General features: G+C 43.5%; 14 protein-coding genes. 6 read left to right on the forward strand and 8 right to left on the reverse strand.

Going from position 1 to position 16,448, the window contains the following annotated elements; all coding sequences use genetic code 11:
- The first annotated feature begins 6 nt into the window (after window positions 1–6).
- Window positions 7–1,869, forward strand: a complete 1,863-nt coding sequence (gene yidC / locus ACSSS3_RS11235) for a membrane protein insertase YidC (protein WP_442847422.1) — start codon at window positions 7–9, stop codon at window positions 1,867–1,869.
- Between the two features lie 84 nt (window positions 1,870–1,953).
- On the opposite strand, the gene ACSSS3_RS11240 is transcribed toward yidC, so the two are convergent.
- Complete coding sequence (locus tag ACSSS3_RS11240) at window positions 1,954–2,967, reverse strand: fasciclin domain-containing protein (RefSeq protein ID WP_442844696.1); 1,014 nt, start codon at window positions 2,965–2,967, stop codon at window positions 1,954–1,956.
- 207 nt (window positions 2,968–3,174) lie between these two features.
- Here ACSSS3_RS11240 and mnmA point away from each other — a divergent pair, with 207 nt between their 5' ends.
- Window positions 3,175–4,380 (forward strand): tRNA 2-thiouridine(34) synthase MnmA, encoded by a 1,206-nt coding sequence (gene mnmA / locus ACSSS3_RS11245; RefSeq protein WP_442844697.1) that lies wholly within the window; start codon window positions 3,175–3,177, stop codon window positions 4,378–4,380.
- Window positions 4,381–4,389: 9 nt separating this feature from the next.
- Window positions 4,390–5,328, forward strand: coding sequence for an NAD(P)H-dependent flavin oxidoreductase (locus tag ACSSS3_RS11250; protein WP_442844698.1), 939 nt, complete (start codon window positions 4,390–4,392; stop codon window positions 5,326–5,328).
- Window positions 5,329–5,383: 55 nt separating this feature from the next.
- On the opposite strand, the gene ACSSS3_RS11255 is transcribed toward ACSSS3_RS11250, so the two are convergent.
- From ACSSS3_RS11255 to ACSSS3_RS11285, 7 genes are all read right to left on the reverse strand, one after another.
- The gene (locus ACSSS3_RS11255; protein ID WP_442844699.1) at window positions 5,384–5,980 is read right to left on the reverse strand and encodes a hypothetical protein; all 597 of its coding nucleotides are present in this window, start codon (window positions 5,978–5,980) and stop codon (window positions 5,384–5,386) included.
- A 308-nt stretch (window positions 5,981–6,288) separates the two neighbouring features.
- Window positions 6,289–7,512, reverse strand: coding sequence for a DUF4998 domain-containing protein (locus ACSSS3_RS11260; protein WP_442844700.1), 1,224 nt, complete (start codon window positions 7,510–7,512; stop codon window positions 6,289–6,291).
- A gap of 512 nt (window positions 7,513–8,024) precedes the next feature.
- Window positions 8,025–8,705 carry a type 1 glutamine amidotransferase domain-containing protein gene (locus tag ACSSS3_RS11265; protein ID WP_442844701.1) on the reverse strand — a complete coding sequence of 227 codons (681 nt, stop codon included), beginning with the start codon at window positions 8,703–8,705 and terminating at the stop codon, window positions 8,025–8,027.
- A gap of 126 nt (window positions 8,706–8,831) precedes the next feature.
- Window positions 8,832–9,359 carry a CIA30 family protein gene (locus ACSSS3_RS11270; protein ID WP_442844702.1) on the reverse strand — a complete coding sequence of 176 codons (528 nt, stop codon included), beginning with the start codon at window positions 9,357–9,359 and terminating at the stop codon, window positions 8,832–8,834.
- A 10-nt stretch (window positions 9,360–9,369) separates the two neighbouring features.
- Complete coding sequence (locus tag ACSSS3_RS11275) at window positions 9,370–9,906, reverse strand: DUF421 domain-containing protein (protein WP_442844703.1); 537 nt, start codon at window positions 9,904–9,906, stop codon at window positions 9,370–9,372.
- Between the two features lie 88 nt (window positions 9,907–9,994).
- Window positions 9,995–11,746, reverse strand: coding sequence for a glycoside hydrolase family 13 protein (locus ACSSS3_RS11280; protein WP_442844704.1), 1,752 nt, complete (start codon window positions 11,744–11,746; stop codon window positions 9,995–9,997).
- On the reverse strand, window positions 11,743–13,410 hold the full coding sequence (locus ACSSS3_RS11285; RefSeq protein ID WP_442844705.1) for an alpha-amylase family glycosyl hydrolase: 1,668 nt from the start codon (window positions 13,408–13,410) through the stop codon (window positions 11,743–11,745). The genes ACSSS3_RS11280 and ACSSS3_RS11285 overlap by 4 nt, the downstream gene beginning before the upstream one ends.
- A 237-nt stretch (window positions 13,411–13,647) precedes the next feature.
- On the opposite strand from ACSSS3_RS11285, the gene menA reads away from it, so the two are divergent.
- The 3 genes from menA to ACSSS3_RS11300 all read left to right on the forward strand — a co-directional run bounded on the left by menA (window position 13,648) and on the right by ACSSS3_RS11300 (window position 16,448).
- Window positions 13,648–14,550: a 1,4-dihydroxy-2-naphthoate octaprenyltransferase gene (gene menA / locus ACSSS3_RS11290; RefSeq protein ID WP_442844706.1), complete on the forward strand. Its 903-nt coding sequence runs from the start codon at window positions 13,648–13,650 to the stop codon at window positions 14,548–14,550.
- 171 nt (window positions 14,551–14,721) lie between these two features.
- On the forward strand, window positions 14,722–15,402 hold the full coding sequence (locus ACSSS3_RS11295) for a metal-dependent hydrolase (protein WP_442844707.1): 681 nt from the start codon (window positions 14,722–14,724) through the stop codon (window positions 15,400–15,402).
- Between the two features lie 11 nt (window positions 15,403–15,413).
- On the forward strand, window positions 15,414–16,448 hold the full coding sequence (locus ACSSS3_RS11300; RefSeq protein WP_442844708.1) for an o-succinylbenzoate synthase: 1,035 nt from the start codon (window positions 15,414–15,416) through the stop codon (window positions 16,446–16,448).

Here is a 16,448-nt window from a genome sequence, read left to right on the forward strand (position 1 = left end):
GGACTTATGGAAGAAAAGAAATTTGACAAACAATCGATGATAGGCTTCCTGCTTATAGGAGCTATTTTATTGTTTATGTTATGGCAAAACCAGCCTAGCCCGGAAGAGCTGGAGGCAGAAAAGGCCAAACAGGAGCAGGTTGAAGCTGCTAAAAAGAATCCTGCACTAACACCAACCGAATCTGCGGTTGCCGATGCAGCACCGCAAAACGACTCTCTGGCGCAGGAGCGTTATAAGGCGACCTTAGGAAGTTTTGCTTATTCGGCCACCCTACCTTCTGCAACAGATGCAGTTACCGAAATTGAAAACGAGGTTTTAGCGCTAAAAGTGAGTAATAAAGGTGGTTTTATTACAGAAGCAAAGCTGAAAAATTACAAGAGTTACGACTCGGTACCGGTTTACCTGATTAAAGACGGAAACACCCGTTTTAACCTGAACTTCAGCACTACCGATAACCGAACCCTGAATAGTGAAAACTTATATTTTGAGCCGAAGTTAACCACCGAAGGTGAAAACCAGGTGTTATCGATGAAGCTGAAAGTTTCAGATTCTGAGTATCTGGAATATCGCTATACGCTGAAGCCCGATGATTATATGATGGGCTTTGGTATCAAAACCGTAGGCCTGCAAAATGTAGTTAATACTTCACAGCCTTTAAATCTGGATTGGGAACTGAAAGGCTATCGTCATGCGAAGAGTATTACCTATGAAAACCGCTATAACCGCCTTACGTATGAATATGAAGGCGGTGATCACGATAAACTCGATCAGAGCGGTGAGGATGACGCTATAGAGACCGATGTAGACTGGTTTAATTTCCGTCAGCATTTCTTCAGTTCGATTTTATTGACCGATCAGCCATTTGATGAGGTTACCTTTAAGTCTCAGAATTTGGTTGAAGATGAAGAAGTAGATACTGTTTTTACTAAGAAATACGCGGCGAGTATGCAGCTTAAACCGGTTAACGGCGAGCTCAACAATGCGATGAATTTCTATTTTGGCCCTACCGATTATCAGGTGTTGAATAACTATGACCGCGGTCTGGATGAGGCTATGCCTTTGGGCTGGGGTATTTTTGGGTGGATCAACAAATACCTGATTATTCCGTTTTTTAATATTCTGGTAGCCTACTTTCCTGCCGGAATCGCCATAATTTTATTAACGGTTTCGATCAAGTTATTGCTTTCGCCCGTACAGTATAAGCAATACCTGTCTCAGGCCAAGATGAAAGTACTGCGTCCCGAGATCAACGAGATCAACGAGAAGTACGCAGACAACCCTATGAAAAAGCAGCAGGAAACGATGAAGCTGTACAGCAAAGCCGGTGCTAGTCCGTTGAGCGGATGTATTCCCGGATTGCTTCAGATCCCCGTTTTCTATGCTTTATTTACCTTTTTCCCTTCGGCATTTGTATTAAGACAGAAAAGCTTCCTGTGGGCAGATGACCTTTCGAGCTATGATAAAATAGCCGATTTGCCGTTCAACATTCCGTTTTACGGAGACCACGTGAGTTTGTTCCCAATTTTGGCTTCTATCGCCATCTTTATTTATATGACGATGACCACGGGGCAGACGATGCAGCAAACGAGTCAGCCGGGAATGCCGAATATGAAATTCCTGATGTACCTGTCGCCGATTATGATGTTGTTTTTCTTCAACAACTACGCGAGTGGATTGAGTTTGTACTACTTCGTTTCAAACCTCATTACGATCGGGATTATGCTGGTGATCAAGAATTTTATTCTGGATGAACAGCGCATTCACGCTAAAATTGAGACCGCTAAGGCAAAGCCGAAAAAGCAAAACCGTTTCAGCAAGAAGTTTTCTGAAATGATGGACCAGGCCGAGAAGCAACAAAAGAATAAATAATCTTTTTTGTCCCAACTTCAATAGAAAAGCCCTTCAGTAAATAACTGAAGGGCTTTTTCATTTTAGGGGAATTTTAGGGGAAACTTATTCGGGCATTAATACCCCGTCAATTGCGTGAACCACGCCATTTGTAGCTGTAATATTTTTTGCAATGATGTCGTGAGTAGTTCCTGATCCATCAGTAATTGTAGGTGGAGTTACTGTCGCATCGATGCTTAAACCGCCACCGGCAAATAATGGGGTTGCTGGTGTAGCACCTGTAGTGCTCAAAGCTTCAGCTCGAACGGCAGTTCCTAAAACGTGATGTCTCAAAATATTATCCAGTACACTGGTAGTGCTGGTACCGGCATTTCCAAGTGCTAGAATGTCTGCAGCACTACTAATACCATCATTTGGATCTGCATTGATTAATGCTACAAAGGCGGCATTAGTTGGGGCAAAAACGGTAAAACTACCTGTTCCCGCAAGTGTAGCTGCAAGTTCTTCCTGAGCTACTGCAGCTAGAAGTGTAGAGAAATTAGAATCAGCCGTAGCAAAAGTTGCAATGGTGGCCTCAGGTATTACAGCATCCACAACGTGAATGATTCCATTATCGGCGACAACGTTAGGCTCAATAACCTCTGCATCACCGTTGATGGTAACAACATTGTTAGAAACCGATATATACAAGTCTAAATTATCTTCAGTACTATTTTCTGCCAAAGATTTTACATACCCGGTGGTTACTTCAGACGCAGTAACCGCAGTGGGTAATACGTGATTGAGTAATAAATTACGTACGGTAGCAACGGGTAATGCATTTATGGTTGCAATGGCATCTGCTTCAGTATTTACGTCAAGGTAAGCCACAAAAGCAGCATCGTTGGGAGCAAAGACCGTGAGACGCGTGTCTGAGACTGTAGAGAGTGTGGTTACCAGATCTGCACGCGTGGCAGCTGCAAGCAAGATTTCAAAGTTAGTACTACCGGATACCAGACCTGCAATAGTAGTATCCTGTTCAATGATGTTGCCGTTATCATCGTCGTCACTGCACGAGGTAAATCCAGCGGTGAGCACAACCAGTAAGAGGGCTTTGAGTGTTTGTTTTAAATGTTTCATAGCTATTTGATTTGTTAATTATGCTAAAGCTACACCTTGAACACTCCTAATTTGTTTAATAATAAGTTAAAAAAGTTAAACAAAATTGTAATTAACAGGACTAAATCCTTTTAGCTCAGTCATTTGCTGATTTCTTAAAGTGCACCAATTGTTTTGTAAATTTGCAGATTCAATAGCGACAGAACAGTTCACATTCAAAACAGACTTATGAAAACAGTGGTTGTAGGTTTAAGCGGGGGAGTAGACAGTAGTGTTTCGGCCTATTTGCTGAAAGAGGCAGGATACCGGGTAATTGGTCTTTTTATGAAAAACTGGCATGATGATTCAGTTACCATTTCTGATGAATGCCCCTGGCTCGATGACAGTAACGATGCGATGCTTGTTGCTGAAAAGCTTGGAATTCCCTTTCAAACGGTTGACCTGAGTGAGCAGTACAAAGAGCGCATTGTAGATTATATGTTTCGGGAATATGAAAAAGGACGCACCCCAAACCCAGATGTGCTCTGTAATCGCGAAATCAAATTTGACGTGTTTATGAAAATTGCGCTCGATCTGGGTGCAGATTATGTCGCGACCGGCCATTATTGCCAAAAAGGGGAAGTTGAAGTTGATGGCAAACCGGTTTATCAATTGCTTGCCGGGGCAGATGCTAATAAAGATCAGTCTTATTTTTTGTGCCAGCTTTCGCAGGAGCAACTTGCCAAGACCTTGTTCCCAATTGGCCATCTTCAGAAAAGTGAAGTGCGCAAAATCGCCAAAGAGCAGGATTTAGTTACTGCGGAAAAGAAAGATTCTCAGGGATTGTGTTTTATAGGAAAAGTGCGCTTACCCGATTTTCTTCAGCAGAAATTAAAGCCGAAAGAAGGCGTAATTGTCGAAATCACTGCCCAAACTGCACGAGAGAAAATTGAAGCCTTACATACCGAATCAGAAGCCGGTGCGGCTGTGGCCTTGAGCGACGTTGCAACTCTGGCTCAGAAGCCCAAATACAAACTTACCGACGGTAAAATTGTGGGCAAACACCAGGGTGCTCATTATTTTACCAAAGGTCAGCGTAAGGGACTTGCCGTGGGAGGAACACCCGAGCCACTTTTTGTATTGGATACAGATGTTGAAGAAAATGTGATTTATACCGGTCAGGGTAAAGAACATCCCGGTCTTTTGCGTAGCGCACTGTTTATTCAGGAAGATGAAGTGCATTATATACGGGAAGACCTGGCACTACAGCCCGGTGAAGTGCGCGAGGTAGAAGCGCGAATACGATACAGACAGCCTTTGCAAAAAGCGATGCTTCACAAGGTAGAGGAAGGCATGTATGTATCATTTGACGAACCACAATCTGCCATTAGTGAAGGGCAGTTTGTAGCCTGGTACGAGGGTGCAGAATGTTTGGGTTCGGGAGTAATTTCATAAAAACCGGTTTTGAATACAATCACCTCACTTTTCAATATTAAATATCCCATTATTCAGGGCGGAATGGTCTGGAACAGCGGCTGGGAACTTGCCTCGGCAGTGAGTAATGCCGGAGGTCTGGGACTCCTTGGCGCAGGCTCTATGTATCCTGAAATTTTACGCCAGCACATTCAGAAATGTCAGGCTGCGACCGATAAGCCTTTCGGGGTTAATGTACCGCTATTGTATCCCGATATTGATCAATTGATGCAAATCATAGTTGAAGAGGGAGTCAAAATTGTGTTTACCAGTGCCGGAAATCCTAAAAGCTGGACCTCGTATCTCAAAGAACAGGGAATAACCGTCGTACACGTGGTAAGCAGTGTAAAGTTTGCTTTGAAGGCTCAGGAAGCCGGGGTAGATGCCGTCGTGGCCGAAGGCTTTGAAGCCGGTGGACATAACGGCCGCGAAGAAACCACCACCTTTACGCTTATTCCTATCGTGAAGGAGCAATTAGCTATTCCGTTAATTGCAGCCGGAGGTATCGCGACCGGCCGCGGAATGCTGGCAGCTATGGTTCTCGGGGCAGACGGCATACAAATGGGAAGCCGGTTTGTCGCTACGGTAGAAGGCAGCGGCCATCAGGCATTTAAAGATCTCGTCGTTCAGGCGAAAGAAGGGGATACCGAACTCACTTTGAAAGAACTCGCACCGGTACGTCTGCTGAAGAATAAATTTTACAACGATGTGAAAGCCCTGTATGCTAAGGCACCTACAAAAGAGGAACTGAGCAATTTATTGGGCAGAGCCCGGGCAAAAAAAGGCATGTTTGAAGGCGATCTGGAAGAAGGCGAACTCGAAATAGGACAGGTGAGTGCTCTCATTCACGACATTAAACCGGTAGCTCAGGTAATTGAAGAATTAATCATCGATTTTGAGCAGGCGAAAAAGCAAGTGATGCTGCTCTAAATTCAAAATAAAAAAGGGCTTCATTCGAAGCCCTTTTACTTTTTATCTATCAGGATTATTGTTCCGTAGCGACAGGTTCCCACTGCATAGATTCCAAAATAGCTACAATCATGGTGTTGTATTCTGCTTTAGATTTACCGCGAACGGAGGTAGCAAAGTCAACATAAGAAGCCTCGCCCTGAGATGATTCTTCAATAGGCACTAAAATATGATCTACCTGTGCAGAACCAATACTGTTTGGAGCTTTATACCTATAAACCGTATAATTTCCCATTTCTTCGGCATTCTTAGCGTTCAGATGCCTGGTCGCCTCTTCGGCATTCATCCAGGTCATATTCATAATAAAACCGTCGGTAAGTCCGCCATAGAAGGAATTGTCTTCACCCGAATATTTGATGGTTAGTCCGTTGCCCGCTGCTTCGACTGAAGCTCGCTCCGGGTACATGAAACTCAGATTCCACTGCTCATTCATTTTGGGACTTTTATAAATCTCATAACCTTCCGGAATAACTTCTTCTGCAGGAGGCTCGGGTTTTTCAACCGGGATTTCAGATTTATTTTCTGCCAAATCGTTTTTAGATTCGTTTTGGTCACAGGCAATAAAAAATGCAAGTGAAAGGCTTATTCCGGTATATAAAATTAGTTTTCTCATCTTTTTGAATTTTTAAAAGTTGAGACTAAAGTAGCGCTATTTGGTCAAGAGGAATTTTTAAGAATTGCTAAAAAAAACCGGAAGCTGTTAAGTTCTGTTAAGCAAGCAGCGGCTGTTTTCGGGGGTTTTCAATTGTAATTTTTTGATTATCAATTTTCTGTGTATGAATAAATAGTTCTTTAACAGCACGAGTTAAATATTTCCCATAATGGAGCTCTTACAGGTATTGAACTAAAAAATCCGGACACTTCGCGTCTCTAATCGAGATTCTGAAATGTCCGGAAGCAATAAAACAACTAATGCAAATGCTAGTCTGCGGGAATCAGTTCAAAGGATAATATATTGCAAAAGCGCCCGGGTGTTTGTCCCCATTGCGTAGTAATTTGACCAATAGTGATGTCAGTGATTTCGTCTAAAGAAAACTCCAGGCGGTATATTTCAGGCATATTTGCTACGTATGCTGTGGTATGAATGCGTTCAAAAACGAGAACTTCAGAATCAGTTGTTACATCGCTAACGTCCGGTAGTTCAAAACCTTTGGAAACTACAAAATAAGATCCTCCTTCATCGGTCTCGCTATGGTTACTGTCACGCACCGATATTTCAAGAGCATAATTTCCTGCCGGGGCTTCTACGCTTTGATAAATTTTACCATTGTTGATTGCTGAAGCTCCCCAGCCGGATTCCATATTAAATATATTACCATTCCATTGGTCCCAGCCTCCATGTCCTCCTGGGTGTATTAAAACAGGTGCAGTGGTGGTCCAGTCAGCAAGAACACCCCAGCGTCCACTTACGGAAGTTGCACTAAAAGGAACAGCATTGTTTTTTAGTTCGGGGAATTCGACCTGAGGGGTAATACTATTGTAATCAATGTAAAAAGTATCTACTGCCAAAGGCGATGGTACAAAAACCGTTCGGTATTTATAATTGGTATTGCGTTTATAGTCGTTAAGAATAACACGGTCCTGGCTTATGGGAAAGAATACGTTTTGAAGTTCTCCTGAAGTATTCTCATAACTAAGCTCAATACCTATGGGTCCGGTGCTAAAATCCATTCCGTCAAACTGAATGTCCAGTTTACTCTGAGCTAAGGTGGAGTTGCTAACCGGTCTGTTTAAAAGTGTGTTGCGATACGAGGCACCATACACTTCTGAAGCGCCTGTTACAATGGCAGAGCCAGAACCGGAGCCATCTGATGTTTGCATCTCGAAAGTATAAACCCGTTCCTCAAGATTAGGAATGTATTCCGAAAATTGTTGTTCCTCATTGCTCGGAGAAATTGGAATTCGCAGCGAATTAGCTCTGTCATTCCAGTAAACCACAACTTCTTCGATATCTGCTCCGGCAGGAACCGTACCCTCGATTTTGACCCGGTTTTCACCAGGCTTAATCGAGAATGTTTTCAATTGAGCCACATTGTCGTCCTGTGGCATCACTGTTAAAGTATCGTCTGAATCGCAAGCCGCTAAAAACAGAAAACCAAAAAGTATCGTGCAAATTTTGAGTGAGATCAGCGTAAATTTTTTCATCTATTAATCCTTTGATAGCGAAATCGATATCGCTAATGTTAAAAACATTTAAAAATAAGCAAGGGGTCTAAAAGGAGTAACCTGTTCTATCCTGCCTTTATAGAAAGATTTAAAATTGGAAATAACTGAAAGCTAGTATGTTTAATAGGAGCCTTCTTAAGATTGAAGTTGGTACGGAGCAAATCTGCTTTATAAAATAGGGGTAAAAGAGCGTAAGTTTTAAGGAGCTCCCGAAATAGGCCAGGTAAGCGCATGCATTCACGACATTAAACCGATGGCTGAGGTAATTGAAGAATTAATCATCGATTTTGAGCAGGCTAAAAGCAAGTGATGCTGCTCTAAATTCAAAATAAAAAAAGAGGCTGTCTAAAAATTCTTATTAACTGGAGTTGTCAGGTTGAGCCTGTCGAAACCAATCTTGATAATCAGTAGGTTGAAAATATTTCGACAAGCTCAATATGACTCGTCCTTGCTTTTTAGACAGCCTCTATATACTTTGAAACTTTCCGTTTCTAGGAAATTTTAGCTAATAAAATCTCAGCTACTTTTTCTGAAGAAGCCGGGTTCTGTCCGGTTATCAAAAGACCATCTTCCTGAGTGAATACAGACCAATCGTCACCTTTGGCGTACAGTCCGCCGCGTTCTTTCAGCATATCTTCAACCAGGAAAGGCACAATATCAGTTAATTGTACTGCTTCCTCTTCACTATTGGTAAAACCGGTAACTTTTTTCCCTTTTACCAGATAGTTTCCGTCCTTGTCTTTTACGTGCTTAAACACAGCAGGAGCGTGACATACTGCGCTCACGGGCTTGTTGTGGTTGTAAAAAGATTCGATTAAGGCGATAGAATCTTTATCTTCTGCAAGATCCCAGAGCGGACCATGACCTCCCGGGTAAAAAATAGCATCAAAACCTTCCTGATCTACGCTAGCTAGTTTTAACGTGGAAGCCAGTTTTTGTTGAAGCGCCTCGTCTTTATGAAAACGTTTGGTAGCTTCGGTTTGTGCATCTTCTGTTTCACTTGATGGGTCAATTGGTGGTTGACCACCTTTTGGAGAGGCCAGGGTGATCTCTACATCCTTGTCGTGTAGAAAATAATAGGGAGCGGCAAACTCTTCAATCCAAAACCCGGTTTTTTTACCGGTGTCTCCCAATTTATCGTGACTTGTTAAAACAAAAAGTACTTTTTTCATAATAGTGTATTTTAAAAGCAAATAAAATTTGCCTGTTGCGTTATTAATTCAAAACAAAGGTACCCTGTGCTCTTGAAAACGAAGTTGACCTATGGTAAGAGACCGCGTTAAAGTTTTCTTTAGAAGTTAGTCTGCAATAGCAATACTTTCAATAAGTAGCTTAAAATCCTGCTCCTTGCCGTTGCCGATTAAAAACGTGATCTGCTCAATCTGATCTTTATCAAAATTGGGTCTTCGCAGGCGTTGCCCACGAAATTGCGGATACATATTCTTTAAAGGGATACGCAGCGTTTGCCATGCTCCCGTAGTGGTAAATTCAGAAATATAAGAGTGACGGGTTGCTGTGCGGTCTTTAACCCGAAACTGATAGGTCTTGCCGTCACCTTTAATACGTATTTCAATAGCGTCTTCAGGTGAAACGCTTAGTGCCCTGAAGGCATATTGTACCGAAGAGAATCCGCCGTTATTTTCAAGAGAAACATGACCCGTAAATTCACCGTTTCCGGCATCGTTGAGTTTAAAGTCAGCATTCGACACTCCGCCCATAACCGTATCATTTACGACACGCCAGTTTGAAATATCGCTTTCGTTTGAAAAGTTGAAAATAACCGTGTCCATAGTAGCAAATAGTATAAGGATAACAAAAAATTTCATAATCGTGATTTTAGGCGTGTTTTCGTTTTACATCTCCCATAATGTAATCCTCCAGTTGCAGCGTCTCGTCTGTGGTGTGCATAACGCTGATTTCGCCGGTGGTTTCGAGAATTACAGCTTTTACTTCAGAAAGTCTGATGACATTCGCTTCCCGCAATTTAGACTGAAGTTCTGCTTCGGTGACTTTACTGGCTTTCATATTATCCCAGAGAACTTCGCCATTTTCCATAATGAGCAGGGGATCGTTGTCAATAAGATCTTCTACTTTTTCAGATTTGAAACGCAACAGGGTTACCAGATAATTCAGGCTAAAGAGCGCAATAAGAATAACCGCTCCCAGTAAAATGGAAGGTTTGCTTGAGTTGATACTCATCCCCAGAATACTACCTATGGCAACGGTAACGACAAAGTCAAAGCCCGTCATTTTGCTGAAACTCTTCAGTCCAAAAATACGGGTAAGCACTACAATAAGTATAAAAATGAGCACGGTACCCAGCACCGATTCCAGAATGAGGTCGTCATTTCTGAAAAAATAAGAAGAATCCATAAGTCGTTGTTTCCGGTTAGTTTAACAAGGTACAACGGGCACGTACAGATTCTTCTTGAGCCGGTCATAAATAGTAGTTAATTCAGCCTTAATTCTTTGCCAAAATCACTGCCTGGAAAGGTTTTAATACGGCACTGGTTCCGGTCTTTTCAAAGGAGTCGTAATTGTTGATCAGAGGATCGCCGTAGGTATGCAAATCATTAATGCCCACGGCTGCCTCGGTGTCGCTAAAATTAAGCAGCACCATCATATTTTGATTGTCCAGGCTTCGGGTGTAGGCATAAACCTGTTTGTGTTCTTTTTGTATGAGTTCGTACTCTCCGTAAATCAAAACTTCATTGTTTGTGCGTAATGCGGTCATTTTTTTGAAATGATTGAGCACACTTTGCGGGTCTTCTTCTTCGGCCTGAACATTTACAGTGGTATAATTCGGGTTTACAGGAAGCCAGGGCGTCCCCGTGGTGAAGCCGGCGTTTTGAGAATCGTCCCACTGCATAGGCGTGCGACCATGGTCTCTCGAACCAAAACGCAGGTTACGCATGTACTCATCCATATCTTCGCCTTGCTTTTGTGCTTTTTTATATCCGTTTATCGCCGCGATATCGTTAAAATCTTCAATCTCCTGCAATTTTGGGTTATTGGTCATGCCCAGTTCGTCTCCAAAATAGCAATAGGGCGTACCACGCATACTCAGGATAAAGGTGTTCAGCATTTTAGCCGAAGCTGCACGAAACGGGATGCTATCACTCGCATAGCGACTTACCATACGCGCCTGATCGTGATTGGAAAGAAAAATCGAAATCCAACCCTTTTCCGCGAAGGCATTGTCCCATTTGGTAAAGGTTTCTTTGAAGGTTGCCAGTTCGTATCCATCCACTTTCGGAATATCTACCCCGTCAAAAGCATACGCCATATTGATCTCGTTTCGGTCTGCATCTACGAGTTCGTGGGCTTCCTCCAGCGTTCGCCCGGCACCTTCAGCAACACTCATAACATCGTATTTGCTGAAGACTTCCGCATTCATTTCCTTCAAATAATCGTGCAAACCGCCCTGCATCGCGTAATACTGAATAAAGTTTTTCTCAAAACCATCGGGAAACTCAGGAAATGTGGTGTCTTTGGCCGCAAACTGAAACGCATCCAATCTAAAACCGTCAACCCCTTTATCTGCCCAAAACTTCATAATATCATAAACTTCCTGACGCACTTTTGGGTTTTCCCAGTTGAGATCGGGCTGTTTTTGAGAGAAGTAGTGCAGATAATACGCATCAGTCTGCTCGTCGTACTTCCAGGCGTTTCCTTCCGCATCAAAAAGACTGTAGCGGTAAGGCGGCTCTCCTTTTTCGGCAGGCCACCAATGGTAGTAATCGCGATAGGGATTGTCTCGCGAACTGCGGCTTTCTTTAAACCAAGGGTGCTCGTCACTGCTGTGATTAACCACAATATCCATCACCAGTTTGATGTCGCGGGCGTGCATTTCGGCAAGCATCGTATCAAAATCTTCCATCGTACCAAAATCGCTCATGATGTCCCGGTAATCGCTTACATCATACCCGTTGTCGTCGTTGGGCGAACTGTAAATCGGGTTGAGCCAAACAGCCGTAACGCCCAGGCTTTTTACATAGTCCAGACGCTCGATAATTCCTTTGAGGTCACCCACGCCGTCACCATCGGTATCCTGAAAACTGCGGGGATAAATCTGATAAACAATGGCTTCTTTCCACCATTTTTTGTCCAGTTCGTCTTCCTGATTGGTTTGCATAGGTGTTTTTTCTTTTTTCTCTGCACAACTGTAAATGGATAGTAGCAGGAGGCAAAGCAGTGTAATTTTCTTCATCATTTTGTTTTTTCAAGTAAAACAATCGTTTCGGGCGTGTTGAGTTTTACCATCCCGTTTTGAACGTTTACTTCGGTGTTGGAATAGGTGTCTTTTAAAGTTGAGCCTTCGGCGAAAAGCTTAGCGACAGGAATGCTTTTTTCGCCTTTAGGCAAATCAAGACCAATGATCACCGTATCTTCAAGCTCGTCTTTTTTAAAAGTTCTGGAAAACACATAAGGCTCCTGCTGAAGCATCTCATGACGACCCGCGCCTACAGCAGGATGATCCCTGCGGAAGCGCCCCAGCTTTTGCCAGTGGGTCAGGACCTGTTTCGTTTCGGTTGAATCTAAAAGAGACCAGGGCATGTTTCCGCGGAGGTTGGCATCTCCCTGAGCTCCTTCAATAATCAAAGGTCGGGCAATTTCGTCTCCGTAATACACCTGAGCAAGTCCCGGAGTTAACAGAAGTTTGGTGCCGGTTTCATACGTTTTGCTTCGATCTTTATCAAATGGATCACCATCATCGTGTGAGGTGGCATAATTTAAAATGCTTTTGCCTTCTAAGCTGTGATGCAGAATGGAATCATAGGCTTTAAACATGGTTTCATAATCACCTTTAGCATCATACTTAAATTGAAAATTAATGAGATTGTCAAACCCATTTGCAAAATAGTCAACCGTCTTGTCGCCAAAGTTATAATAGCGACCGCCGCCAATGCCGTAGCCGTAAACCTCGCCGAGCATAAAAAAGGCGTTGTCATCCAAAACCTCGTTGGGGTTGTTCTGTTTCCAGTCTGCAAAGGCCAGATCTGCCTGCGTTCTCAGCTCAGCCCAGGCGCTCGCGTCCACGTGTTTTACCGTATCCACCCGAAAGGCGTCAATACCCAGTTCGCGCACATAATCGGTAAGCCATTTGATGAGGTAGTTACGCGGCGTGCGGGGAAGGTTGTTTGTGGTAAAATAACTTTCCAGTTCCTGAATTTCGGTATCGTAACGGCCTTCTTTTTTCCATTTTTCGACCAAAAAATCGGGTAATTCTACTTCTTCGGTGCTTGCGGTTTTAATGTCGGGTAAATTAGCCACCAGCGTGCAGGGCACGGTGGTTTCATAACCCTGATAGGTGCACTGGGGTTGTTGAATGGCCCAGCTTTCGCCCCAAAACGGGTCTTTTTCGGTCACCGGCCCGGTATGATTCAACACCACGTCCATCACGATGCGAATGCCCTTAGCGTGAGCGGTTTTGATCAGGGTTTTAAGTTCTTCATAGGTGCCAAAATTAGGGTCGAGTGACGTCCAGTCTTTGGCCCAATACCCGTGATAGGCATAGGTGTTGCCGGTTCCTTCATCAACAGCACCGTGAATCTGCTCTACAACGGGCGTAAACCAGATCGCGTTGATTCCTAAATCGGTGAAATAGCCTTCTTCGATTTTTTGGGTAATACCGGCAAGATCGCCACCTTCAAAGCCTCGCAAAACTCCGGTTTCAGCGTCCCGGCTCAAGTTTAAATCATTTGCGGGATTGCCGTTATGAAAACGGTCTGTTAGCAAAAAGTACAGGTTGGCAGCTTCCCAAACAAAGGTATCGGCAGTTTCTGAATGCGCTTCGGGCTCTGCCGGAGCGGTTTCATTTTTGCAGCTGATGCAGAGCCAAAAGCCGCAAAGAAAATAAATAGAAAGTTTTCGCATAGTTCTGGTAAAGAGTAACCGAAAAATAAGCATTTATTTACGGGCTACAACGCTTTCGAAATGCTTTTTAGGCAAAGGCAGTTTGGTTGGCTCCGCCAAAGGGAACAATGCCCGGGGTTTTCTTCGAAATGAAGGCTTTGCTTCCTATACAAGCTTCGTGGCTTAGCTACGGGGTCATTTATTTTTCAGATTTTAAATAGCGCACAGAAAGTTTACTTTTGCAATCAAATTAGATTTATGACACGAGTTAAAGCCTGGGTCTCTGCCGCCCGTTTGCGTACGCTGCCTTTGTCGATCTCCGGAATTATTGTGGGTAGCGCATTGGCGTACAATGCGGGAGCGTTTCGTTGGGATATTTGTGTTTTGGCTTTACTGGCGACTCTGGGTTTTCAGATCCTGTCTAATTTTGCTAACGATTATGGCGATGGTGTGAAGGGGACTGATAATCACGAGCGTATAGGACCTGCACGGGCGATGCAAAGCGGACTCCTCACTGCTGCCCAACTCAAGAAAGGGATTATTTTTACGGCCCTGATTACTTCGTTTTTGAGTCTGGCGCTTATCTATACCGCTTTTGGTTCCGACGAATTCTTAAAATCGCTTGTGTTTTTTATTCTGGGACTTTCGGCGATTATCGCTGCGGTAAAATATACGGTTGGTCGCGGGGCATACGGTTATCGCGGTTTGGGTGATTTTTTTGTGTTTGTATTTTTTGGTCTTGTGGCCGTAAAAGGCACTTATTATATGTTTACTCAGGAGTGGAATCTTGTGGTTCTTTTGCCAGCTATCACCATTGGTCTGCTCAGTGTTGCGGTGCTCAACCTGAACAATATGAGAGACCGCCAAAGCGATGCACGCGTCAATAAAAATACGCTGGCGGTCCTTATGGGCGAAAAAAAGGTCAAATTTTACCATTATGCGCTTATTGGCATTGCCTTTTCTGCTGCTCTGTTGTTCTTTTACTTCACCAATACCTGGAAATGGTCTTCAATTGCCCTGCTCGTGTTTGCTATTCTGGTTAAGCACGTAGTTTATGTGATGCGCAATGTGAGTCCGGCGCTATTGGATCCCGAACTCAAGAAAGTCGCACTTTCTACCTTTTTCTTTTCGATTTTATTCGCTCTGGGTTTTTTGGTTTAGCATTTTAACGAAAACTTATCGTACAGGATTTTTTGATCTGCTTTCGCTTGGCGAAATTTAAAAGATTAAAAAAAAGAACTATGAAATGAGCCATTTATAAATCCCGATGTTTTGAAGGGATCTTAATTGGCGAATTACATCTGACGATATAATAACAATAAACTAAAACAGATGAAAATCACATTTTACGGGCAAAACTGCTTTGCCATTGAAACCGACGAAGTAAAAATTCTAACAGACCCCTTTATTACCGGAAACGATCTGGCCAAGGATAAAGTGGATATCAAAACCTTAAATCCCGATTATATTTTTTTAACCCACGCGCATCAGGATCATACCCTCGATGCCGAAGCTATTGCGAAACAGAGCGGTGCTACCATCGTAAGTAATTTTGAGATTGCCAATCATTACGAAGCAAAGGGCATTGAAGTACACCCAATGAATCACGGCGGTAGCTGGGCATTTCCATTTGGGAAAGTAAAATATGTAAATGCCATTCACACCAGTTCATTCCCTGATGGAAGTTATGGCGGCCAACCCGGCGGTTTTGTTTTTTCGATAGCCGGAAAAACCATTTATATGGCGGGAGATACAGCGCTTACCATGGATATGAAATTGATCCCGATGGAGTTTGATCTCGATCTGGCGATTCTGCCCATAGGCGATAATTTCACGATGGGAATTGCTGATGCGGTAAGAGCCAGCGACTTTATCGAGTGCGATAAAATCCTGGGATGCCATTACGATACCTTTGGCTATATTGAGATCGATCACGAGGAAGCTAAAAAAGCTTTTAAAGCAGTTGAGAAAGATTTGACGCTGTTAGAGATTGGCAATTCGATGACTCTTTAAACCACAAGCGGGTGCAGGCGACATATAAAAAACATGTATTAGAATTTAAACGCCCCAGCGGTACTTCGCGGGGCGTTCTCAATACCAAGGAAACCTGGTTTATAAAAATCGAAGAAGCCGGGAGGGTAGGCTACGGCGAGTGCGGAATCCTGCGTGGACTCAGCATAGACGACCGGCCCGATTATGAGGAAACCCTTCGGTGGGCTTGTGAAAACATTCATTTAGGTGAGCAGAAGCTGTATGACAGCCTTGAAGATTTTCCCAGTATTCAGTTTGGGATTGAAATGGCTTTTAGGTCTTTAAAGGCTGAAAATCCGTTTGAATTATTTCCTTCGGCATTTACGCAGGGCGAAAAAGGGATTGCGATTAACGGATTGATCTGGATGGGCGAAGCTTCGTTTATGCAGGAGCAGATCGCCGAAAAGCTGGAAGCCGGTTTTGATTGCATCAAAATGAAAATAGGTGCGATTGATTTTGATACCGAAATCAAACTCTTGGAAAGCATCCGTAAACGCTATTCCGCTGAAGAAATAACGCTTCGGGTAGATGCTAACGGGGCATTCAAGCCTGAAGAAGCCCTTGAAAAACTAACCCGTCTCGCCGCCCTTGACCTACATTCTATTGAGCAACCCATAAAGCAGGGGCAGGAGCAGGCGATGGCTCAATTATGTGAGGAGACTCCGCTTCCTATCGCACTCGATGAAGAGTTAATCGGTGTTTTCGGCTATCCCCGGCAGAAGGAATTACTTCAGAACATAAAACCCCAGTACATCATCCTAAAATCCAGTCTGGTGGGCGGTTTTCGCGGCAGCGATACCTGGATTCAACTGGCCGAAGAACAGGGGATCGACTGGTGGATTACTTCAGCCCTGGAAAGCAACATAGGCCTTAATGCCATTGCTCAATATACCTATGAAAAAAAGACCACCATCCCGCAGGGTCTGGGTACTGGCGCATTATATACAAATAATGTATCTTCCCCACTTGATATCAGGCACGGGGAGTTGTGGTACGATGCCCAACAAAACTGGAGCTTTCAATTTTAA

It is taken from the genome of Leeuwenhoekiella sp. H156, from assembly GCF_052218455.1.
GTDB lineage: Bacteria > Bacteroidota > Bacteroidia > Flavobacteriales > Flavobacteriaceae > Leeuwenhoekiella > Leeuwenhoekiella parthenopeia.

Coding starts and splice junctions, on each gene's coding strand:
- ACSSS3_RS11260 (WP_442844700.1), bottom strand. CDS start 7,512: ATGAAAAAATTTACGCTGATCTCACTCAAAATTTGCACGATACTTTTT.
- ACSSS3_RS11275 (WP_442844703.1), bottom strand. CDS start 9,906: ATGGATTCTTCTTATTTTTTCAGAAATGACGACCTCATTCTGGAATCG.
- ACSSS3_RS11295 (WP_442844707.1), top strand. CDS start 14,722: ATGAAAATCACATTTTACGGGCAAAACTGCTTTGCCATTGAAACCGAC.
- ACSSS3_RS11280 (WP_442844704.1), bottom strand. CDS start 11,746: ATGATGAAGAAAATTACACTGCTTTGCCTCCTGCTACTATCCATTTAC.
- ACSSS3_RS11285 (WP_442844705.1), bottom strand. CDS start 13,410: ATGCGAAAACTTTCTATTTATTTTCTTTGCGGCTTTTGGCTCTGCATC.
- ACSSS3_RS11255 (WP_442844699.1), bottom strand. CDS start 5,980: ATGAGAAAACTAATTTTATATACCGGAATAAGCCTTTCACTTGCATTT.
- ACSSS3_RS11270 (WP_442844702.1), bottom strand. CDS start 9,359: ATGAAATTTTTTGTTATCCTTATACTATTTGCTACTATGGACACGGTT.
- yidC (WP_442847422.1), top strand. CDS start 7: ATGGAAGAAAAGAAATTTGACAAACAATCGATGATAGGCTTCCTGCTT.
- ACSSS3_RS11265 (WP_442844701.1), bottom strand. CDS start 8,705: ATGAAAAAAGTACTTTTTGTTTTAACAAGTCACGATAAATTGGGAGAC.
- mnmA (WP_442844697.1), top strand. CDS start 3,175: ATGAAAACAGTGGTTGTAGGTTTAAGCGGGGGAGTAGACAGTAGTGTT.
- menA (WP_442844706.1), top strand. CDS start 13,648: ATGACACGAGTTAAAGCCTGGGTCTCTGCCGCCCGTTTGCGTACGCTG.
- ACSSS3_RS11240 (WP_442844696.1), bottom strand. CDS start 2,967: ATGAAACATTTAAAACAAACACTCAAAGCCCTCTTACTGGTTGTGCTC.